Source organism: Variovorax sp. PAMC28562 (genome assembly GCF_014303735.1).
In the GTDB taxonomy this organism is placed as follows: Bacteria; Pseudomonadota; Gammaproteobacteria; order Burkholderiales; family Burkholderiaceae_C; genus Variovorax.
Map to the genome: position 1 here is coordinate 3,423,986 of NZ_CP060296.1, position 21,418 is coordinate 3,445,403.

General features: G+C 62.7%; 18 protein-coding genes, 1 tRNA gene, 1 pseudogene and 1 riboswitch. Of the genes and pseudogenes, 6 read left to right on the top strand and 14 right to left on the bottom strand.

Going from position 1 to position 21,418, the window contains the following annotated elements; translation table 11 throughout:
- Positions 1 to 15: 15 nt before the first annotated feature.
- Positions 16 to 2,304: a penicillin acylase family protein gene (locus H7F36_RS16085; RefSeq protein ID WP_187051759.1), complete on the bottom strand. Its 2,289-nt coding sequence runs from the start codon at positions 2,302 to 2,304 to the stop codon at positions 16 to 18.
- Between the two features lie 42 nt (positions 2,305 to 2,346).
- Between H7F36_RS16085 and H7F36_RS16090 the strand changes: the two genes are divergently transcribed.
- Positions 2,347 to 3,138 carry a GntR family transcriptional regulator gene (locus tag H7F36_RS16090; protein WP_187051760.1) on the top strand — a complete coding sequence of 264 codons (792 nt, stop codon included), beginning with the start codon at positions 2,347 to 2,349 and terminating at the stop codon, positions 3,136 to 3,138.
- 30 nt (positions 3,139 to 3,168) lie between these two features.
- Here H7F36_RS16090 and H7F36_RS16095 read toward each other — a convergent pair whose 3' ends face one another.
- Together H7F36_RS16095 and otnK are read right to left on the bottom strand one after the other, a co-directional pair.
- Entirely contained in the window at positions 3,169 to 3,810 is a 642-nt protein-coding gene (locus tag H7F36_RS16095; protein ID WP_187051761.1) for a class II aldolase/adducin family protein, read from the bottom strand.
- Complete coding sequence (gene otnK, locus H7F36_RS16100) at positions 3,807 to 5,135, bottom strand: 3-oxo-tetronate kinase (RefSeq protein WP_187051762.1); 1,329 nt, start codon at positions 5,133 to 5,135, stop codon at positions 3,807 to 3,809. The genes H7F36_RS16095 and otnK overlap by 4 nt, the downstream gene beginning before the upstream one ends.
- A gap of 1,629 nt (positions 5,136 to 6,764) precedes the next feature.
- Here otnK and H7F36_RS16105 point away from each other — a divergent pair.
- Both H7F36_RS16105 and H7F36_RS16110 read left to right on the top strand, forming a co-directional pair.
- Complete coding sequence (locus tag H7F36_RS16105) at positions 6,765 to 7,352, top strand: hypothetical protein (RefSeq protein WP_187051763.1); 588 nt, start codon at positions 6,765 to 6,767, stop codon at positions 7,350 to 7,352.
- A 146-nt stretch (positions 7,353 to 7,498) separates the two neighbouring features.
- A pseudogene (locus H7F36_RS16110) lies at positions 7,499 to 7,927 on the top strand (transposase); the annotation flags it as partial.
- Between the two features lie 57 nt (positions 7,928 to 7,984).
- Here H7F36_RS16110 and H7F36_RS16115 read toward each other — a convergent pair.
- Positions 7,985 to 9,336 (bottom strand): IS3 family transposase gene (locus H7F36_RS16115; RefSeq protein WP_187051764.1). Its coding sequence is split into 2 segments (ribosomal slippage): positions 7,985 to 8,872 and positions 8,875 to 9,336, totalling 1,350 coding nucleotides; the frame shifts between segments, so codons are not numbered across the junction.
- A 97-nt stretch (positions 9,337 to 9,433) separates the two neighbouring features.
- Complete coding sequence (locus tag H7F36_RS16120) at positions 9,434 to 10,240, bottom strand: ATP-dependent Clp protease proteolytic subunit (RefSeq protein WP_187051765.1); 807 nt, start codon at positions 10,238 to 10,240, stop codon at positions 9,434 to 9,436.
- Positions 10,241 to 10,448: 208 nt separating this feature from the next.
- On the opposite strand from H7F36_RS16120, the gene H7F36_RS16125 reads away from it, so the two are divergent.
- Both H7F36_RS16125 and H7F36_RS16130 read left to right on the top strand, forming a co-directional pair.
- On the top strand, positions 10,449 to 10,772 hold the full coding sequence (locus H7F36_RS16125; RefSeq protein WP_187051766.1) for a hypothetical protein: 324 nt from the start codon (positions 10,449 to 10,451) through the stop codon (positions 10,770 to 10,772).
- A gap of 183 nt (positions 10,773 to 10,955) precedes the next feature.
- Positions 10,956 to 11,822, top strand: coding sequence for a hypothetical protein (locus H7F36_RS16130; RefSeq protein ID WP_187051767.1), 867 nt, complete (start codon positions 10,956 to 10,958; stop codon positions 11,820 to 11,822).
- Between the two features lie 116 nt (positions 11,823 to 11,938).
- Here the strand turns inward: H7F36_RS16130 and H7F36_RS16135 are convergent.
- The 5 genes from H7F36_RS16135 to H7F36_RS16155 all read right to left on the bottom strand — a co-directional run bounded on the left by H7F36_RS16135 (position 11,939) and on the right by H7F36_RS16155 (position 16,834).
- Positions 11,939 to 12,014, bottom strand: a tRNA-Asn gene (locus tag H7F36_RS16135).
- A 64-nt stretch (positions 12,015 to 12,078) separates the two neighbouring features.
- Positions 12,079 to 14,256, bottom strand: a complete 2,178-nt coding sequence (locus H7F36_RS16140; protein WP_187051768.1) for a TonB-dependent siderophore receptor — start codon at positions 14,254 to 14,256, stop codon at positions 12,079 to 12,081.
- 63 nt (positions 14,257 to 14,319) lie between these two features.
- A riboswitch (TPP riboswitch) is annotated at positions 14,320 to 14,429 on the bottom strand.
- Positions 14,430 to 14,503: 74 nt separating this feature from the next.
- Positions 14,504 to 14,866: a DUF1428 domain-containing protein gene (locus H7F36_RS16145; protein WP_187051769.1), complete on the bottom strand. Its 363-nt coding sequence runs from the start codon at positions 14,864 to 14,866 to the stop codon at positions 14,504 to 14,506.
- Between the two features lie 60 nt (positions 14,867 to 14,926).
- A complete protein-coding gene (locus H7F36_RS16150) occupies positions 14,927 to 16,378 on the bottom strand; it encodes a DHA2 family efflux MFS transporter permease subunit (RefSeq protein ID WP_187055015.1) in 1,452 nt (483 codons plus the stop codon).
- Between the two features lie 21 nt (positions 16,379 to 16,399).
- Positions 16,400 to 16,834, bottom strand: coding sequence for a VOC family protein (locus H7F36_RS16155; RefSeq protein ID WP_187051770.1), 435 nt, complete (start codon positions 16,832 to 16,834; stop codon positions 16,400 to 16,402).
- A 153-nt stretch (positions 16,835 to 16,987) separates the two neighbouring features.
- On the opposite strand from H7F36_RS16155, the gene H7F36_RS16160 reads away from it, so the two are divergent.
- Positions 16,988 to 17,659: a TetR/AcrR family transcriptional regulator gene (locus H7F36_RS16160; RefSeq protein ID WP_261802326.1), complete on the top strand. Its 672-nt coding sequence runs from the start codon at positions 16,988 to 16,990 to the stop codon at positions 17,657 to 17,659.
- A 49-nt stretch (positions 17,660 to 17,708) separates the two neighbouring features.
- Here H7F36_RS16160 and H7F36_RS16165 read toward each other — a convergent pair whose 3' ends face one another.
- The 4 genes from H7F36_RS16165 to cysD are packed head-to-tail and all read right to left on the bottom strand — an operon-like array spanning position 17,709 to position 21,406.
- Positions 17,709 to 18,779 (bottom strand): NAD(P)/FAD-dependent oxidoreductase, encoded by a 1,071-nt coding sequence (locus H7F36_RS16165; RefSeq protein WP_187055016.1) that lies wholly within the window; start codon positions 18,777 to 18,779, stop codon positions 17,709 to 17,711.
- Complete coding sequence (gene fdxA / locus H7F36_RS16170) at positions 18,737 to 19,066, bottom strand: ferredoxin FdxA (protein ID WP_187051772.1); 330 nt, start codon at positions 19,064 to 19,066, stop codon at positions 18,737 to 18,739. Before fdxA ends, H7F36_RS16165 begins: the two co-directional genes overlap by 43 nt.
- 40 nt (positions 19,067 to 19,106) lie before the next feature.
- Entirely contained in the window at positions 19,107 to 20,453 is a 1,347-nt protein-coding gene (locus H7F36_RS16175) for a sulfate adenylyltransferase subunit 1 (protein WP_187051773.1), read from the bottom strand.
- Positions 20,453 to 21,406, bottom strand: coding sequence for a sulfate adenylyltransferase subunit CysD (gene cysD / locus H7F36_RS16180; protein ID WP_187051774.1), 954 nt, complete (start codon positions 21,404 to 21,406; stop codon positions 20,453 to 20,455). Before cysD ends, H7F36_RS16175 begins: the two co-directional genes overlap by 1 nt.
- Positions 21,407 to 21,418 lie beyond the last annotated feature (12 nt).

Consider the following 21,418-nt stretch of genomic DNA (forward strand, 5'->3'; position numbering starts at 1 on the left):
GAGCCGGAGCTTTGTTCAGTCTGCCGGAACCATCGCGGTGCGGGTCGAGGCTGCTGCGATCACATCCCAGTCGTAGTGCATCGGCACCATCTTGCATTGCGACCAAGCCGCGTGCTGGTCGGCGTAGTGCGGACTTTCGGGTTGACCTGAGACGCCGCCAAAAACGATCCACTTCGAGTTTTCCCAAGCGCCAACGTCGAACACATAGCGTGCGACCGCCCCGTAAAGCGCCTTCAAACCTCCTGTCGACAGGCTGCCGTTGGCCATCACCGTGTCGTTGTCGCCGCCGACTTGCGCGCCGGGCGGATTCAGCTGCGCAGCGGCCTCCGGGAACTGCGCGGCGAGCGGATGAGACAGTGCTGCCGTGTGGTGTTCGCCCCAGGGGCGACCATCGAAAATCCGTGCTGCGCGAGCCAGCGCTTCTGCGAAAGCGTCTGACCACTGCGCGCCACCGAGCAACGAACGGTCGTCGGTGCGGAGCAGGTTCGGCAACGTCCACCAGAGCTGATTGACCGGCACAACGCCGGGAGGAACTTGGGTGAACGGATCGCTCTTGGTAGCATTCAATCCTGAGCGCTCGAGCAGCACGCCCGCCAATTCCCAACGCATCGCCGCATAGGCCGCAGCCGCGACCGAGTCGGCCGTCATGCGTGCGTCCCAGTCGACGATCAAAGCCTGCATCCTGCCGGCCTCGGCGGGTTGTGGCGCCAAGTCGCGCAGTCGTTGTTGGAAAAGGGGCGCGGTCAGGCTGAGCACGTCGCCGTGCATCGCGGCCATTTCGTCGACTGTTGCGGTAGGCAAAGCGGCGAGTCGTGTCTCTAGCCGACGGGCGCGATAAGAGGGGTGGCAGTCCGTGCAGAAGTAGTGGCGGTCTCCCGGTTGCTCCGCAACGAAGCGGTTGTTGGCGGTGGCGAGGTAGCCGCGTGGCGGGTCGAACGTTTTGGGCATGTGGTCCCAGGGGATCTCACCTTTCCAATCGTATTCGCCAGTCCAGCCCGGCACGGGCAGCCAGCCGTTGAGGCGAGGGCGATGCGGCACCATGGCGCGCACCAGATGACCGATGCGGCCACCGACATCCGCGGCAACCAGGTTGTGATCGATCAGGCCCCAGCCGCGGGTCGCTTCGAACAGCGCATCGACCGTTTGGGCCTTGAGCATGCGTGGCAGGCAGTCGAAGGATCGGTCGGAAAGGGCGAATTGAACCGACCGCAATGCGATGGCGCTGCCATTCGTGGGGGAGCCGGCAACGATCGGCCCATGTCGGGTCTCGACGATATCGATGGTCACGGGCTCGGCGCCACGCACCGTGATTACCTCGGTGCGAACGGTGGTGCTTAGCCACTCGTCCTTGTAGCGGTAGAGCGAACCACCGTCCTTGAATTGCTCGACGAAGAGATCGTGTATGTCGGCGAAGGCGTGGGTCACGCACCAGGCCACACGGCCGTTGTGGGCAAAGTGCGGGTAGCCCGGCACGCCCGGCACGGTGAGGCCGATGACATCGAATTCATCGCAAGCCAGATGCGTTTGCACGTACATGCCAGGCATCTCGAACTGACGGTGTGGGTCGCCCGCCAGCAGCGGCCGGCCGGAGGCGGTGCGCGATGGCCCGACCACCCAGTTGTTGCTGCCGCCGCCAGTCGCATCCGATGCACCGAGCTCGGCGAGCGCCTCGATGGCCGGTGCGAGGTCTTGCAGGCTGGCGATCCAGCGCGCGGATTCGGCGCCGGGCGGGATGCAGAGGAGGTCGCCATGGCCATTCTCATCGCCATCGTCGTAGCGCAGCTTGGCGATGTCGTCGGGGCCGATAGCGCCGAGTGCCGCCGCGCGCCACAGCTTGAACCACACCGAGCCCATCAGGAAACCGCGGTAGCGCATCACCGCGATGCTGTGCCACGGTTCCCACTGTTCAGGCGCGGCGCCAAGCAAGCCGTATTCCATCGGCAGCGGGTGACTTTCGGCGAGGTATGCGTTCACGCCTTCGGCGTAAGCATCGAGCATGGCGCGTGCATCGGAGCCGAGTGCAGCGTAGTCGGCTTGCGAGGCGCGGCTGCCGCCGAGTCGTCGCGCCAATGCATCGGCCGCCACGGCAGAAGGGCCGGCCCACTCGGCCCAGCGACCGGCCATCTTCAGACGCGTCGCATCCATTTGCCAAAGGCGGTCTTGCGCGTGCACGTAGCCTTGCACGAAGAACGCATCGTGGCTGCTGCCGGCGCGAATGTGCGGGATCGACCACGCGTCTCGCCAGACTTCGGCCGGTGCTGTCAAACCTTGAATTCGAAGCGTGCTGGGGGCGGCTTGTTGCATGATATATCCCTGTCAAATACTCAAAAAAACGGAACGCCTGCCATGGGAAGAGCTTCTGCCGGACTCGCGTCGCCACAGCCTCACGTCCGCTCGATCGGACGTGAAAGCCTCACGACCCAGGTCTACGACGAACTCCGCGCCGGCCTGATGGAAGGCCGGTTCTGGCCCGGCTATCGCTTCAAGATTCGTGACCTCGCGGTCGCGATGAACGTGTCTGAAACACCATGCCGCGAGGCCTTGATGCAACTGGTGCGAGAGCGCGTGCTCGATATGGACGCGGGTCGATCGATCTGCGCCGCACCGCTCACATTGGCGCAATACCTCGAGCTGCGTTCGATCCGCCTCAAGCTCGAAGGCATGGCCGGCGAAGCCGCGGCGCGCAACATCACGCCCGCACAACTGCGTGAAATCCAGGACCTGCATAAAGCGTTGATCAAGGCGCAGGACGACCACGACTGGCCCGCTGCCGTGCGCGTGAACTGGCAGTTTCATCACGCGGTCTATGCGGCCGCGGCAATGCCTGAACTGCTCGCGTTGATCGAAGGCATCTGGCTGCGCAACGGCCCGATGCTCAACCTGCAGTACCCGGACGCTGCTCCCACTTACGACGGCGAGCATCAACATCTGGCCATCATCGACGGGCTCAAGAAGCGCGACCCGGCCAAGGTGCGCGCGGCCATCAAAGCCGACACGATCGAAGGCGGGAGAAAGTTCGTCGCGCTGCTCGAACGCATCGATCGCGGTGAAGCGCCGTATCCGCAGAACCAGGCCGAGCAGGCATTGCCGACACGGGCGAGCAGCGCTACACGCAAGGTGGCGGTGGCGAAGCGCTGAAACCAGAGCGGCGCACATTGCGGGCACCTGTCAGCCGGCCATCCGCGCGCGCCCATAGACCTTGTAGCGCTCATGCACCTCCTGCATTTCCGCGTCGCTCAACAGCGTGGGCGCGCCGAGTTGCAGCGTCATCCAGTAGTGGCGCGCGAGTGTCTCCAGCTTGATGGCGGTGGTGACAGCGGCAGGGAGGTTCGCTGCGCGGCTGAGCATGCCGTGGTTCGATAGCAAGCAGGCGGTGCGACCTTCGAGCGCCACGACTGCATTGCTTGCGAGCGCGGCCGACCCGAAGGTGGCGTAAGGCGCGCATCGAATGCTGTTGCCGCCGTAACCCGCGACCATGTAATGAAAGGCAGGGATGTCCATGCGTTGGCAGGCGAGTGCGACGCAGGCGTCCGAGTGCGTGTGAACGACAGCGTGCGTCTCCGGGAAGTGCCGGTAGATCTCGGCATGCATCTGCCATTCGCTCGACGGCACGCCAGCGCTTCGCTCGCGGCCATCGAGGCCAAGCTCGACAAGACTCGCAGTGTCGATGCGCGCTGCGTCGATGCCTGTTGGTGAAATCAACAAGCCGTCGCTGCCGCGGCGCACGCTGACGTTGCCGCTGCTGCCACGGTTGAGGCCTTCTCGGTCGAGTCGAAGATAGGCTTCGACAATTTGCTCGCGGTCGGTCATGCGGGTTGCTCCGCGGCAGTGGCAGCGGACACGACCGGCCCGCCGCTTGCCATGCGGTCGAGCGCCACCTCGAATGCGTCGAGGCCGGCCAGCTTGCCGGACTTCAGGCACACCACGAGCGGGTCAGACGATGAGTTGGTCGAAGTCGAAGTGACATCCAGTGCCAGCGGCAACGATGGCCCGGCGAACGGACCGACCTGCAGTCGATCGATGCCGAGATGCGCCAGCACAGCGCCCGATGTTTCGCCACCCGCAATCAAAAAACGCCGCGCGCCTCGTGCGCGCAATCCGCTCGCGATGCGCCCGAGCAAGTCTTCCGCCGATGCCGCAAGGCGTGCGACGCCGAACTCGGCCTGCAACAGTGCGACATTGGCCGGCGTGTCCGATGTCGACACGGCGATCGGTCCGTCCGACATGCGCGCCTCTGCCCATGCCAGTGCGGCGCCGACAACGTCATCGCCGCGGACGTGTGCTTTCAAGTCGAGTGCCAGAACAGGATGCGAGCGCGCAAAGACTTCGAGCTGACGTCGCGTTTGTTCGGCGCAACTACCGACCAGAACGACGCCGTGGCCGCGCACTGGCGGCAAATCATCGGGCGCGCGCCGGTTGTCGAGCCAGCCGAGCTGGCGCCAAAGGGCAGGGTAGTGCGCGGCAAGCGACGAGCCGCCCGTCATCAACGGCCAGTGCACCGTGGCCTCGGCCAGATGCGCAAGGTCTCGATGATCGGCCGCATCGGCGATGGCGCACGCTATGCCTTCGCTGCGGAGCATGGCGACGCGCTGCGCGATGGCGGCTGCGCCGGCGCGCACATCGATATGGCTGATCAACCCGACGCGCTGGGTCGTCTGCCGTTGCAGCACCCGCACGAGGTCCGGATCGGTCATCGGCGTGACGGGGTCGTCCTTCTTCGGCGATTCGCTGACCAGGCGATCACCGACGAAAAGATGGCCCTGGAAAACAGCGCGCTGGTATTCAGGAAAGGTCGGGCAGCACGCGGTGAACTCGCTGCCCGTTTGCGCCATGAGCACCTCGATACACGGCCCGATGTTGCCCGTGTCGGTGGAGTCGAAAGTGGCGCAGTACTTGAAGAAGAGTTGGCGGGCACCAGCCGTGCGCAAGACCGAGGCGCCGGCTTCGAACAGCGCGCGCGCTTCGGCTGCGGGCGCGATGCGCGTCTTTTGCGCGATCACGACGGCGTCTGAGGTGCCGATCGAATGGGCGGAGCTGGCCGAGGTTGCAAGCAACGTCGATACGCCTTCCGCGACGAGCATCGCAGCGAGTTCGAGGCCGCCGGTGAGGTCGTCGGCTAGTCCACCAAGAATCATTCGGAGCGCTCCTGGTTGGGAACTGCGGATACGGGGTGCTAAGACGGCAAGACGTCGAAGAATGCGTCAATAAAATATATCATATATGACGATTTTTGCCGCATGGCAATCTGCTGCGCCGGCACTGTCGTGACGAGCGCACGGAGGGCGCACACGCGATCTCCGCCGCTGTTCTTGAGCAATCGCGTCTCAGGGGTGACCCGCGATTGACTAGAGGGTCGATCGATCGTTTAGACAGGCATCTAGATTACGACGTTAGCGCTAATGCCTTACACGCAAACTCGGCACCACCAGCAAGATGTGAAACCTTCACATGACCGCCAGCTGAGCGAACTACTATGCGCCGCGAACCGTTTGTCGAAAACCACTCAGGAGGAAGCGAGCCCCCCGATGCGCCCGCAGTTGGAAGCCGGCACTCTTCGGTACAAGCGCAATGGGATTTGGTAGAGCAAGCCTTTCATCGTGACTTCGGTGGTCGTGCTGCCGCAGGCGAGCAGTGGGAAATGATCGATCGCGCATTTCGTCGGGATTTCGGTGAAGTCGCTGCCAGGAAGATCTTGAGCGGCGAGGCGCCCCGGCCGGCACGCACGCCCGTCGGCTCGGAGTCGTGTGCGAACACGGTTGATTCAACGGCATCCAATCGCAGCACAAACGGAGAGCTTGCGTCACTGCAGCCAAAGCCTCTGTCCGTTGAAGCGCGACGCACGGAGGACCGGTCAGAAGCACCTTTCGCGAGGCAAGTCGCGCTAGGCGGCCTGCTGCCGGGTCGGCAACCCATCTTTCTTGAACCGTTCGAGCCGCCCAGTGGAGAACTCGATCCAAGTAAAGGACGAATGTGGTTTTCCGCTCCAGCCTTGTTAGCGGCGGGCTTCTTTGCGAGTGCAGTCGCAGCCGCATTTTTTGCGTTTTGGGGCGCGAATCCACGTTCGGACCGAGACCTGTCCCGGGCTGTCACAAGCGTCGACGCTACGGCCGTGACCCCAGCCAATCAGAGCTTGCCTGCACCAGCTGGGCAACTGCTGGCACCCTCCCTCGATCCCGTTGGTGAGCCACGCAAGGCTTCACCGGAACAGAGTCAAATTACGCAGAACACAGCGTCACCTCTGGACCTGAAAGCCATTCCTCCGACATCCGATCGCTTGCCCGGGCGTGCCAACGCGCCGCCATCTGTAAACAGCAAGGGTTCGACCGCTTATGCGCAAGGGCAGGCCCACAGTTCCACAACGTGGGCCGGACAGAGCACGAGCCATGTGACCGGGAGGAATGATTCCCCTGCCAGCTTCTCCTCGGATGCAACGTCTCGGCGACCGGAACCTCTACGGAGTAATGACGACCGCATTCCCTCACCTCGGCCGCCCGTCGTCATGCCCACTGTCTCTCCGGCAGTGTTGGCAGTCCGCACGCCCCAGCGCCCCGAGCCTTTTCGGGAATCCTGTGATTTTGTGAGGCGCGTGCTTGGAGACTCGCGCTGCATGGATCACGTTGGCCTACCAGCATCAGGCGGACCTTCTCCCAGCGGCTCTGCAGCTGTTACTCCATCCGGCGGAGGCTCTTCAGGATCGTCGGTAGTTTCTGCAGCATCCGCCAGTGGAAGCAGTTCTGCGAGCAGTGCGTCGAGTGCTGGCGTAGGTGGCGGAGCAGGCGCGGGAGCAGGAGCAGGCGCGGGAGCAGGAGCAGGAGCAGGAGCAGGAGCGGGGGGATCTGGCGGGGCTGGACCTAGCGGTGGGGCTGGCGCAGGCGCAGGCGGTTCTGGCGGTGGGGCAGGCGCAGGGGGTGGCGGATCGGGTGGTGGTGCTGGCGGAGCTGGCGCAGGGGGTGGCGGATCGGGTGGTGGTGCTGGCGGAGCTGGCGCAGGGGGCGGCGGATCGGGTGGTGGTGCTGGCGGGGCAGGCGCAGGGGGTGGTGGATCGGGTGGTGGTGCTGGCGGGGCAGGCGCAGGGGGTAGCGGGTCAGGCGGCGGTGCTGGCGGTGGAGCTGGCGCAGGGGGCGGTGGGTCAGGCGGCGGCGGTGGAGCAGGTGGCGGTGCTGGCGGGGCTGGCGCCGGGGGTGCTGGCGCAGGCGGCGGTGGATCTGGTGGCGGAGCTGGCGCAGGGGGCGGTGGGTCAGGCGGCGGCGGTGGAGCAGGTGGCGGTGGCGGGGCAGGCGCAGGGGGTGGTGGCGGTGGCGGCTCCGGTGGAGGTGGTGCCGGCGGGCGCTGAAGCGCCCCTTGGGTCATAGCGTTGTCGTGACCCGGTGTTGGGGATGTCGTCGACGTGGAAGTGCGAGCCTGTCCTAAATTTTGTGTTCGAGGCATAGCATGACGACAAGGAGCATGTATGCCGGTGAGCAAGACGAAGCTGAAGAACGCGGCGATTGCCGCGAAGATGGCGGCGCTGCCGTCAATTCCCAAGGAACTGGTTGACCAGTTCGTCTCCGGTCCCATGACCGGTGAGGCCGTCAACGAAGCGACGGCCGCGTTCAAGAAGGCGCTCATCGAGCGCGCTCTGGGCGCCGAGATGTCGCACCACCTGGGCTACCCCAGCGGCGCGAGCAAACCCGAAGCGAGCAGTGGCAACCAGCGCAATGGCAAGAGCGCCAAGACCGTTCTGGCCGGCGATGGCCCGCTGCGCATCGAGGTGCCCCGTGACCGCGAAGGCTCGTTCGAGCCGGTGCTCATCCCCAAGCACGAGAGGCGCTTCACCGGTTTCGACGACAAGATCGTGGCCATGTATGCGCGCGGCATGACAATGCGCGAGATCCAGGGGTTCCTGCTCGAGAGCTACTCGGTGGAGGTCTCGCCGGAGTTCATCAGTTTGAATCGCCCCGGTTTTGAACTGACCCCCAGAAGTTGGACATTGTGATCCCGCCGATCAGGCGGTGTTTCTCAACCGGTATTGAACCGGGCTAAGCCCTTTCAATCGCAGCTTGAGGCGCTCGTGGTTGTAGTAGTGGATGTATTCATTCACGCCCGCTTCGAGCTCATCAACGTCGCCAAGTTTTTCAAGGTGGAAGTACTCCGCCTTGAGGGTGCCAAAGAAGCTTTCGATCACAGCATTGTCAAAGCAATTGCCTCTTCGGCTCATGCTTTGCGTTACCCCGCGATGCGCAAGCATCGCCCGGTATGGCTGCATTTTGTAATGCCAGCCTTGGTCTGAATGTACGGCCAGTCCAGCGACGTGTTTGGCCCGCGCAAGTGCCACATCCAACGTACCGGAGACCAAGTCGAAGACAGGGCGGCTGGCCATGCGGTGCGCGATGATCTCACCGTTGTACAAGTCTATGCAGGCCGACAGATAGAGCTTCTGCCCATTCACGTTGAACTCGGTGATGTCGGTCGCCCATTTCTCATTGGGAGCCTTCGCGCAGAAGTCTCGCTTCAGGACGTTTGGCACGTGCACATCGCTGATTTCAGGGGCGTGCCGAGAGCGCTTCCTCGCCCGAATCAGCGCGCGCAATCCCATCTCCTTCAAGAGGCGCTGGACGCACTTGTGGTTGACGGACACCCCAAGCGAATTGCGCAGCGCTGCCGTGATTCTTCGGTAGCCGTAGCGGCCTTTATGTTCACCGTAAACGGCGCGAACCTTTGCCTCCAAGCCGCTTGGCTCGATACGCTGGATCGCCTTGCACTGGTAGTAGAAAGTGCTGCGCGCAAGCCCTGCTGCCCGCAGCAGGTCCGCCAATTTGTGGTGATGCCTCAATCCGAGTATCAAGCGCGCTTTGTCGGCGCAAGTGATCTCTTCGCCCGGATCAAGGCGTGCACTTTTTTTAAGTACGCGACCTCAGCGCGCAGTCGCTCGTTCTCTTCGCGCAGGGTGTCCGTCGAATCGGGGATGGCCTCGGGCGGTGTCTCTGAGCAGCGTCGTTCTGGCTTCATATCTGGCTTTGGCATGGTGTTCCCCAGAGCTTGCGCGTCGCCCTCAGCAATGTCGCGTCGCCAGACCACAACCTGGTTCGGATTGCGGATGTCATAGATGGCGGCGACCCGACGGCTGGACAGTCGTTCACGGTCCTGATGTAACAGAACCTGCAGCTTGAATGCCGAACTGTATGCGCTGCGCTTGGGGCGTAGACCGTCGATGCCGTGGAGGCGGTAGTGGCTCACCCAGGTACGGATTTTCTCCTCGGGCACTTTCCACCGCCGCGCCAAGAGCTTTGCGCCGCCTTCACCTTCTAGAAAGCTATTGACGACCTGGAGCTTGAACTCTGTCTCGTACTTCTCCATGGGACTCCTTGAAGTTCGTCCAACTTCTGGGGGTCAGTTCAGATTCGTGGAGGCTGATTGCTAGGGCAGCGGGTGAACTTGAACTGCGTTCAGCCCCTTACCGAAGACCGTGCAGCACTTCGTCTCGGCACGTTAGGAAGGCCAGCAGAACGGGTTTGGGCCAGCTCATGTCATAGCCTTTATCGGGACACTGCACGTTTTGCCGCGCTTCGCGTTGCGCGAGCTGCAGCCGAGAGATCCCAAGACCTTGGGCTTGCATGACCTTTTGCGCCTCTTCGAAGTATGGGTCGCTCACGTTCAGTCCGTACTTCTCTTGCTCGTCGCTGGTCAGTATCTTCATGCGCTCAGGACTAATGAACAGCATGTCTTCGTAGAGTCTGACTGGAACATTCATCTCTTTGAGATAACTCGTAAGTTCGACGCCCAGTTTGTCGTACTTCTCTTTTTGCTTGACTGGCGTGAGCGTGGCGTCGTTTGGCTCATAGGGCCTGTGTATGCCAATCTTGCCGTCGACAGCGCGATTCGTAGCGCCGGCCAGTATGAACACGCACGAGCTAAAGCACTTTGCATCCTTGGCAACCGTCGTGCTGGCACTTTTTAGAGCTCGGATGTATCGCCCGATGGCCAAGGCCGTCGATACGTTGCCACCTATCGAGTCCAGGTTTATCAAAACTAGGAGGTCGTCTCGCGCGTAGTCGTTCAACGCCAAATTATTCCGTATCACCCCATCAGCCTTGAGCAGACTGTCGAGGTCTGCAGGGCCAACTTGCCCCGTCAACCAAATCGACAGCAGGCCTTTGCCAGGGTGCTGCGTTGGCGCTTTGTAGTCGTAGCCGATAGCAGCTCGCGCTGTACCCAATACCAACAGGGCAAGGCAGCAGAGAGCGTAACGAAATGTTTTCATCCCGCAGTCTAAGGTATTGACCGCTCTAGGCAACCGTATGAGGTGCGCTCGCAGCAAGTAGACCAATAGGTTAAATGACATATGGCGCGGGAGTACCGGAAGCTGCTGTGGCAGACGGCGCACCACCACATTGACCAAATGAGCAGGGTGCGCGCACTGGGGCAACTCGCATCCCTTGCGGGCTTCGTGCACAACGCTGAGCACTGACATGCGGATTCGCGTTCCCGTCGCCGTTCGCAATCGTCTGCTGCGCGTGGAAGCGCGACGACCGGTCAACCTGCCCATTGGCGGTTGGCCCCCGCTCATGGAGTTGGACGAATGGGAGATGCTGGCCTCAGCTATGCAGGACGAGCTAGCTGCGTCTGCATACGAAGAAACGCAGCCGGTGCGTGTACCTCAACCGGTGTACTTGCCCCAGCCTGTGCGCAAGTCAGATGACGGGCTAGGTGAGCAGCGCCCCCTGTCCGGTACCGAGGCTTACCTTGCCGCGCAACAGAAGAACCGACAGGCATTGACCACATTTAAGGCGTAAGGAAACCGTCGCGCAAAACGGAACCAGCGGCAGCAAGGGCCTTGTCCGGTACCGCCTTGCTCAGTCCTCGTGATGCCGCATTCAGCGCCACCTTCGCGGTGGCGTTGTCTTTTGTGAACAAGTACCACTGACTTTGCGCTGACGTGCAGCCACAATGCGAAACCTCCTGCCACAGCTGCACCAATGACAAACATTGCCGAGACCAAACTGTCGTTGAAATATCACGGCCAAGCCGTAGAAGACGGGAGGGTTGACGTCTACTCTGCGGCTGCCAACATGACCGCGTTCTCCGATTTTGTGACGGAAGCAGGCAAGGTGCTGTTCGGTCCTGATGTCGTTATCGAAGCCGAAATGGCAGGCTTCCATTCGGGCTGCATCCAGACTGACATTGTGTTCAACGTAGTCGGGCCCGCCCTCTCGTTGATCTCCACTGTCAACCTCCCGGAGTGGCTTTCCATCATCAAAGGTGCCTTCACTCTTTGGAAGCATTTGAAAGGGCAGCCGCCTGTCGCAATGGTACCGACAACACGTGGCGACGAGATCAATGTCACCAATGCCGACGGCAAGGTGATTATCTTCAACCGCTCGGTTATCAATCTAGTCCTGAACGAGGGAAGCAGTAAGTCTGTTCAAGAATTTGTGGGAAAGGCACTTGCCAAAGAAGGCATTGATAGCCTCGAAGTTCTGACAGAAGAGGTTGCCCTTGCAGTTGTCGGGGAGGGACAGGCAGGTTATTTCAAAGATGTGCGTCCAGACGAGCCGGTTTCCAAGAACGAATTTGAATTCGCGTTGAGCATCGAAGGACCCGAATTCAAAGAAGGCAAAAAGTGGCGCTTTTCCGATGGCAACTCTTCGTTCCTTGCTGACATCGAGGACCAGGAATTTCTCAAGCGTGTGGACCACGGCGAACCGTTTGCGAAGGGCGAAATCTTGCGGGTGCTCATGCGCATCGAACAGACTCGCCAAGGCGTTAACCTGACAACAAAGCGCGCTGTGGTCAAAGTCATCGAGCACCTTCGCCGGCAGCAGCAGGTGAGCTTAGGTTTCTAAACAGCTCAGCTGGCTTGCTGCTGCACGCGCTTACATTCTGCTTACTCGCACCAGCCAAAAAAAATAGCCCACCTGGTAAGGGGTGGGCTAAGTGCTTGCTACGTATAGCAAATTAATGGCTCCTCGACCTGGGCTCGAACCAGGGACCTACGGATTAACAGTCCGGCGCTCTACCAACTGAGCTATCGAGGAATACAGCCTCAGATTATAGCGTGGCTTTTTCGGGCTTCCTGGCTGGGGCTCACGCGTCGTCGCATTACAGCGACGCGGTGAACGCGAGCCTCAGCGTACGGGGTGCGCCGGGGAACAGGTAGACGTGGCCAAACTGGTAGGGGGACTCTTTCCAGTAGCTGCGGTCGGCCAGGTTTTCGACGCCTACGGTCCAGCTCGTGCTCACGTTGTTGAGCTTGGTGTCGTAGCGCAGCGCGGCGTCGAAGCGGGTCCACGACGGCAGCTGGATCGATCCGTCGGGCAGCACGTTGCGTCGGCCTTCGTGCGACATCAGCAGTTGCGTGCTCAGGCCGGGCACGGCGGCGAACTGGTAACCGACCAGCGCGCGCACTACCTGGTTGGGCACGTTGGTCGGATGCTGTCCGTTGGCGGCAGGGTCTAACGTGCTGTCGCGACGCTTGGCGTCGATCAGGGTCACGCCCCCGCCAAAGCGCCACGGTCCTGTTGTCCATTGCGCATTGGCTTCGAGTCCGCGGTGCACGGCGCGGCCGTCGTATTGACCGTTGCACAACGCGCCGCTGGCGTCGCAGCTGTCAAGGTTGGTCATCGGCCGCGAGATGTCGAAGTACGCCACTTGCCAATTGAGGGCGCCGTCCGCCACGTTGCCACCGCCCTTCAGGCCGATCTCCCACTGCTTGGAGGTGAGGGCGGGCAAGGCTTTGCCGGCATTGCTGTACTGCGACACCCTGTTCGGCACGATCTCCGATTCGACGCCTTTGCCCCAGCTCACATAGCCGAGCAAGCCGGGCTGAAACGCGTAGCTGGCCGCGACCCACGGGGTGGTGATGTTCTGGCTGTACTGCGTCGGGTCGGAGCCGTCGGTGCGCACGCTGCCGCGACTGAGGTGCGTGTAGCGCACGCCGAGCCATGTCGTGAACTTGTCGTTCCAACGGATGGCGTCTTGCACCGTGTACTCGGTCGAGCGCTCGTCGCGATTGGTGTTGGGGATGTCCATCGTCGGGTCGGCCGGCACCACCGCCGTACCGAAGATGTTGCCGGTGCCGACGTAGTTGTAGGCCTGGTCTTCGAACCGGTTGCGCACGCGGCTTTGCAAGATGCCGAAGCCGAGCTCGTGCTTCACGCTGCCGGTCATCACGTTGCCCTTCAGGTTGACTTGGCCGGCGGTCAGTCGACGTCGTTCGTTTTCGCTCCTGAAGTCGTAGAAATCGAAGGTGCCGTCAGAGCAGTAACGGTCGTAGTTGCCTTCGGCGCTGCAGCCAAAAGCGTAGGCCAGGCGATCGTCGGTCTTGAGGCGCTGCTGGCCGATCTGCGCACTCCAGCGCCAGTCGGCGTTGATGGCTTGCGTGAAGCGAAGGCTGCCGGTCAGCGCATTGAATACCGAGGGTTGGGACCACGGCTGGTTGTTCAGGTTGAGGCGCGGATTCGGCACCGGAGGCAACACGTTGCCGAGCAGGCTGTAGCCGTTCTGGCTCGGCTGCGCCTTGTGGCTGTATTCGATCTCCGCTTCGAACAACGAGTCCGGCGTGATGCGCCAATCCGCCGCGAGCGAAAAGAGGTTGCGGTTGCCGTCCAGGTTGTGCGTGAGCGGCTTCAGGTTTTCGTTGACGGCATTGAGCCGGTAGCCGAACTGCTTGTCGTCGCCAAAGCGGCCGCCGAGGTCGACCGCGCCCAGCACGCTGCCGCGGCTCGTCGTCTCAATACGCACTTCGCGCAGGTCTTGCGATGTCGGCCGCTTGACGACGTAGTTGACCAGCCCGCCGGGGGCGCTGGTGCCGGCCTGGATGCCACTGGTGCCGTGCAGGATCTCGACGCGCTCCTTGTTGTCGAGCGGAATCGACGTTTCGGCGCTGATGGGCAAGCCCTCGCGCCGGTAGTTGAAGCGGTTGTCCAGCACGAAGCCGCGCACCGTCAGATAGTCCCAGTAGCCGGCCGCGTTGTAGGCATCTGTCACCGACGAATCGAACTTTGTGAGGTCGGCCAGCCGGCGTGCGCCACTGTCCTGGATCTGCTTGCTGCCGATGACAGTGGCGGTGATGGGCAACTCGCGCAAAGGCACGTCGCCGAATCCGCTGATGTCCGCTTGCACCGGTGCGGTCTGGTCGTTCACGGTGATGGCGGGCAGCGTGGTTTGCGCCTGGGCGCTCGCGGCCGCCATCAGGAACAGGGTGGCCAGCGCCTGGGGAACAGGCGCAGTGCGCCATCGGGGGCCAGACTTCTTCTGGGTGGAACTGCGGGGTGCCATGACGTTCTTTCGACGTGATGGCAGGTCGGCTTGCGGAGCTTTCTGCAGACTGAGAGAAGTGCTGCGGCCCTGGACATGCTTCCCTGCGCGAGGATTACCTCAATCAGGTTCAAAGGGACTTTCTCAGTCTCGGCGCAGAAAAGATCAGCGCTTCAACACCCCTAGCGGCCTTGCGCCGGAGCGCAAGGTGACCGGATTCTAGCGACAGAAAAGCAAGGCCGAGTCGTGGTGCGACCCGCAAGCCCGATCAGAGTTCGACGAGTGTCTTGAAGCCGCCCCAGATCATGCGTTTGCCGTCGAACGGCATCGCCGTCGGGTCCATCATGTCAGCCAGTCGCGGGTCTTTCATGACCTTGGCGTTGACGGCGTCGCGCTGCTTGCGCGAGCTGAAAACGATCCACGAGAAGACGACCGTTTCATCGTCTTTCAGCTTCACGCTCTGCGGGAACGACGTGAGCTTGCCGGGCTTCACATCGTCGGCGGCACACTCGATGTACTCGAGCGCGCCATGCTCTTTCCATATCTTGCCGGCCTTGCGCGCGAGGCGCCGGTAGGCATCCAGTTTGACGGTCGAAACCGGAACGACGAATCCATCGACATAGCGAGCCATGGCAGAACTTTCTGAACGAGGGTTGAGGGGGGAACTTGAAGAGGTAGTCGAGGGGCGCCGTCATGAGGACGGGGTGGTCGACGAGGAGGGCGATGCCGCCGCCGACGGCGAGGCCGTGCGCAGCCACACCGCGCCGATCACACCGGCCGCCGCCGCGAACAACGCGCCGACCGTAAACGCCTGTCGATAGCCCACCGCGAGGGCCGCCGCAGTCGATGCGCCTCCCGCCAACGCGCCTTCGGTCTGCGCCGCGGCCAGGCTGGCGAGCACCGCCAGGCCGAGCGCACCGCCCATCATGAAAGCCGTATTGACGATGCCAGACGCCAGGCCCGATTCGCTCGGGCTCACGTCGCTCATGGCCGCCAGCAGCATCGGGTTGAACGCGATGCCTGCGCCGACTCCGAGCAGCAGCATGCCGGGCAAAACGTCGGCGACGAATTGCCCATCGACCGGTGCGCGTGCGAACAACGCCAGCCCGCCCGCCGCCATCAGCAGGCCGACGGCCAGTGACTTGCGAATGCCGAAGCGCATCACGATGCGCGCGGACAGCCCGAGCGAGAAGATGGCCATGATCACATTCGCCGGCAGAAAGCCGAGGCCGACCTGCATCGGGCTGTAGCCCAGCACCAGCTGCATGTAGAGCGCCGAGATAAAGAACCACGCGAACATCGACGCCGCCCACAACACGCCGAGCACATTGGCGATGGCCACATTGCGCAGCTTGAAAAGCCCGAGCGGCATGAGCGGATGCTTGACGCGCGCCTCGATACCGATGAACACGGCGAGCAGCGCGACGGCCGCGCCGAGCAAGCCCAGCGTTTGCGTCGACTGCCAGCCAGCTTCGTTGCCATTGACCACTGCGTAGACGGCCAGCATGAGCGATGCCGTCACCGACAACGCGCCGGCAATGTCGAGCCGTTCGCCTTCGGCCTGCCCACGCGCATCGGGCAATAGCGACCGGCACAGCAGGTACACCGCGACGCCGATCGGCAGGTTCACCAGAAAAATCCAGTGCCAGCTCAAAGTGCTCGTCAGCAAGCCGCCAAGCAGCACGCCGACACTACCGCCACCCGCACAGACGAAGCCGTAGACGCCCATCGCCTTGGCCCGGTCGGCCGGCTCGGTGAAGAGATTCATGATGAGCGACAGCGAAACAGCCGAAACCACAGCGCCGCCCAGCCCTTGCACGGCGCGCGCGACGATCAGCAGCATTTGCGTTTGCGCTACCCCGCAGGCCAGCGATGCCACGGTGAACAGCACCAGCCCAAGCAGAAAGAGCCGTCGGTGTCCGTACAAATCGCCAAGCCGCCCGCCGAGGAGCAGGAAGCCGCCGAAGGTCAGCATGTAGGCATTGACGACCCACACCAACGACGTCTCGGAGAACTTGAGATCGGCGCGGATCGAAGGCAACGCGACGTTCACGATGGTGGTGTCGAGCACGATCATCAGCACGCCGAGGCACAGAACCATGAGCGTGAGCCAGCGCTTGCGCGAATCGAGCGAGCTGCTCATGCGGGGAATGCCGCTCATGTGTCAGTTCGGCGATGTCGGATCGGACAAACCGGCGTTGACCATCCACGGCGTACCGAAGCGGTCGACCGTCATGCCGAATGCTTCGGCCCAAAAGGTCTTGCCGAAGGGCATGCGAACCTGTCCGCCCTCCGCCAGCGCATCGAACACGCGCTTTCCTTCGGCGACATCCGGGTAGGTGAGGGTGACGGTAAAGCCCTTCATGCCGTCGTATGGCATGCCGGAACCGTTGTCCGATGCCATCAGCACCTGGCCGTCGACCACGAGTCGCGCATGCATGATTCGCTCGGCAGTGCCGGGCGGAAATTTGGCGGCGTCGAAGTCGGGCATTTCGGCGTGCGTCACCATCATTTCGAGCTTGCCGCGAAGCGCCTTCTCGTAGAAGCGCATGGCTTCGGCGCAGTTACTTTCGAAGAAGATGTAGGGCTGGATGTTCATGGCGATGCTCCTTGGGTTAAGGAAAAAGATCCGGGGAAATGTCGACGTTGCAGTTGACGGCGACGCGTGTTGCGTTTCTTCGAATCTGATTTTGTGTACGCCGTACACAATAGAATAACAAAGAGAATGGACGCTGTCCACATGGAGAAAGCAATGCGTCCCCGCGAACACCTGGTGCCGCCCGACCCGATCGTCGTTCCCGCGCCGGCGCGCAGCACCTATCGGCATGGCGATCTGTACCGTGCCTTGCTCGACGCCGGCATCGAACTGGCGCGCGCCGGTGGGCCCGACGCGGTTGTGCTGCGCGAGGCCACAAGGCGTGCCGGCGTAGTGCCCAATGCGGCGTATCGGCATTTCGCGAGTCGCCAGGAGTTGCTGCAGGCCGTCCGCGCTGCTGCGGTTTCTGCCGTCGCGGTGGCCATGGAGGCTGAACTCGACAAGGTGCCGCGAAGGCTGAAGGGCGCCGCCGCGGCACGCGCCGCCTTGCGGGCAGTGGGCACCGGATACATGCGGTTCGCGCTGGCGGAAACAGGCCTGTTCCGGATGGCTTTCGTCGCGCCGGAAAAAATCGACATCACGCATGAGGAGGCAAAGACCGGCAACACCGGACTCGATCCTTTCCAGTTGCTGGGCGCGGCCCTCGATCAGATGGTCGAAGCCGGCGTGTTAACGCCCGAGCGCCGGCCGGGCGCTGAGTTTCTGGCTTGGGGTGCCGTTCACGGGTTGGCAATGCTCACCATCGACGGCCCGCTGCGAGGGATACCGGCGGTGCAGGCAGAAGCCATGGGCCAGCGGTTGCTCGACATGGTGGAAAAGGGAATCTAGCTGGTTCTTGCTAGTTGCTAGCGCGAAGCTCGCGCCGAGGAGTATCTGATCAGCGCGGGTGATCGACACCCAGCAGGGTGTGCAAACGCGTGCTGGTCGTCGTGTACTGCAGCGGGATCGACTTGCCCGGAAACACGATTTCGGCTGCGCCCCAGGCCGCCAGCGTCGCTTCGTGAAACCCGCAGACGATGAGCTTCTTCTTGCCTGGATAGGTGTTGATGTCGCCTACAGCGAACACGCCGCGCTCGCGGGTTTCGAACTTCGCTGTGTCGACCGGCACTTGCTTGCGTTCGAGCGCCAGTCCCCAATCGGCGATGGGCCCGAGCCGCGGCGAAATGCCGAGGCAGGCGATGAGCGCATCGAGTGGCAGATCGACTGTTTGCGCGTCGGGTGTCGTGATCTGCAGGCGGCGCTGGTCGAACGCAGTCGGCTGACCGACGCTGAAGCCGAGCTTGCCATCGGCTACCAGCATGCGAAAGCGGGCGACGGTGGCTTCTTCGGCCTGAAACCCATCGCGGCGATGCAGCAGCGTTACGTGTTGCGCGATGTCGATCAGCCGAATGGCGGTGTCGAGCGCAACCTCGTCGCCACCGTTCACCACGACCGTCTGACCTGCGAAGTCCGACAGCGATTCCGGGTGATAGAAGAGCCGTGTTCCTTCGAATTGCGCGATACCGTCGATGGCGATGCGCTTCGGCACGAAGGCGCCGACACCGCCTGCGACGAATACGGTTTTCGCCAGAAATGCGGTGCCGTTGGAGGTGCTCAAAAGGAAGCGGTCGTCCGCCTGACGTTCTAGCGTCGCTACCTGCTCGCCGAAGTGAAACTCCGGCTTGAACGGTGCGACCTGCTGCAACATCGACTGCGCAAGTTGACGACCGCTGGTAACTGGCGTGCCCGGAATGTCGTAGAGCGGCTTGTCTGCATACAGGGCTACGCATTGCCCACCCGCGGCAGGCAGTGCATCGACGATGTGGCAGGAGATTTCGAGCAGGCCGAGTTGGAAGGCCTGAAACAGACCGACCGGGCCGGCGCCGATGATGAGGGCGTCGGTCTCAATCGGCGTGCCGAGAGTGGTCAGCGCACCAGCTCCCCGATCTTGTCGGTCTTGTCTTTCCAGTCGTCGGCGTCGGCCGGCGCCGGCTTGCGCTTGGTGATGCTCTTCCAGCCGTCGGCCAGTGCCAGCTCGGCATTGAGCTTGATGAAAGCCAGCTGGTCTGCCGGCAGGTCTTCTTCGGCGTAGATCGCGTTGACGGGGCACTCGGGAATGCACACCGCGCAATCGATGCACTCGTCCGGATCGATCACCAGCATATTGGGACCCTCACGGAAGCAGTCGACGGGGCACACGTCCACGCAGTCGGTGTATTTGCAGCGGATGCACGATTCGGAGACGACGTGTGTCATGTTCTTTGGAGAGGCAAAGCGATCGGGGAAACCCTGAATTTTAACTGGCGGGTTGCACCAGCACTGCAGCCGAGGTCTTGTTGGTGGCGGTGTCGACCAGCACCAGCGAGCCAAGGGCGCGCGACTGCGAGAACGGCAGTACCGCGAGCGGCTGTTGCAACGCCAGCACGATGTCGCCGATGGCGTTGGCTTCCAACTGCGCAGTCGGCTCGGATTCGAGCGTCGTGATGTTCACTCGGTCGATGATGCGAGCGACCTTGGCCTTGACCCAGCGATGCCCTTGCAGCGCCCAGTAGATGCGGCCGGCCACCAGCGGTTCATCGTCGAGCCAGGCAACGGTGGCGGTGATTTCCCGCACCGGCTCGAAGGCGTCGGGCGCCAGCAGCCAGTCGCCGCGCGACACATCGAGCTCGCGATCCAACACGATGCCGGCGCTGTGGCCCGCATGCACGGTCTTGGGCTGACGCGTGTGGCTCAGCACCTGCGCAACGGTCGCGGTCTGGTTGCTCGGCAGCACGGTCACGCGCTGGCCGGGCTCCACATGTCCGCTGGCGACCCGGCCCCAGAAGATGCGGCGGCCTTGCGAGGTGTCGGCCGATGACGAGAACTTTTCGACCCACTGCACCGGAAAGGCAAACGGCACGGCTTCGTCTTGCGCGGTCACCGGCAATTGCTCCAGCAGTTCGAGCAGGGTCGGGCCGTTGTAGCCGCACCAGTCGGCGCGCTCGGTGCAATGCGTCGCGACGTTCCAGCCCTTCAGCGCGGAGATCGGTACGATGGCCGCGACCGCCACACCGGCCGCTTCGGCAAAGCCGTTGATTGCCGACGAGATACGCTCAAAGGCGAGATCGGCATCGTCCATCGCGTCGAGCTTGTTGACCGCGAAGACGATCGACTGCACGCGCAGCAGGTTGCACAGCAGCGTGTGCCGGCGGGTTTGCGGCAGCAAATCTTGCTGGACCACTGCGCCGTCGAGCACTTCGCCGGCCCATCCCAGCTTGGTCGCGTCGACCAGCACCACGGCGGCGTCGGCGGCCGAAGCGGCGGTCACCATGTTGCGCGTGTATTGCTCGTGTCCTGGCGCGTCGCCGATGATGAACTTGCGCTTGGCAGTCGAGAAATATCGGTAGGCCACGTCGATCGTGATGCCTTGCTCGCGCTCGGCCGACAAGCCATCGGTCAGCAACGCAAGGTCGGTTTCACCACCGCGTTGCACGCCTGCCAGCTGGTCTTGCAGCACGGTCTTGCTGTCGACCAGCAGCCGGCCGATGAGCGTGCTCTTGCCGTCGTCGACGCTGCCGCAGGTAATGAAGCGCAAAGCCGTACCGGTGTCGCCGGCGTGGTTCAGGACTTCGGTCAAGTCAGGTGCGAGGGTCGTTGCGTTCATCAAAAGTACCCGTCTTTCTTGCGCTTTTCCATGGAAGCCTCGGACGTCATGTCGTCCATTCGCGTGGCGCCGCGCTCGCTGACATTCACCGTCAGCGTCTCGATGACGACGTCACCCGCATCGGCTGCCAGGCTGGCGACCGGGCAGGTGGTCGTGATGTCTCCCACGGTGCGAAAGCGCACGTCGCGCACTTCGACTTGCTCGCCGGCGCGCGGCGGCGTGAGTTCGGTCACCGGCACCAGCAGGCCGCGGCGCTCGACCACTTCACGCTTGTGCGTGTAGTAGATCGAAGGCAACTCGACGTTCTCGCGCTCGATGTACTGCCAGACGTCGAGCTCGGTCCAGTTGGAAATCGGAAAGACTCGAAAGTGTTCGCCGGGTGCGTGCCGCGTGTTGAAAAGCGTCCACAACTCCGGGCGTTGATCTTTCGGCTGCCACTGCCCGAACGAGTCCCGGTGCGAAAAGATGCGCTCCTTGGCACGCGCCTTTTCTTCGTCGCGCCGGGCACCGCCGATGAGCGCGTCGAAACGAAACTCTTCGATGGCTTCGAGCAGCGTGACCGACTGGTGCGCGTTGCGCGACTCGCCGGCATGCGCCAGGCGCACGGTGCCGCGCGCCATCGAATCTTCGACGCTGCGCACGATCAACTCCGCTCCGAGTTCATTCGCACGGTGATCACGAAAGGCCGTCACTTCAGGGAAGTTGTGGCCGGTGTCGATCATCAACAGCGGATAAGGAATGCGCCCCGAGCCGAACGCCTTTTCGGCGCACTTCAACAGCACCAGCGAATCCTTGCCGCCTGAAAACAGGAGGGTGGGGCGCTCGAAGGCACCGGCGACTTCACGCAGGATAAAGATCGTCTCTTCTTCGAGCGCATCGAGTTGGGTGTTGGAAAGGCGCGCGGGAGAGTGCATGTCGGGGAGCAGCAGGTCGGCTTCGGTACGGGCGTTCATCGGGAGGGGCTG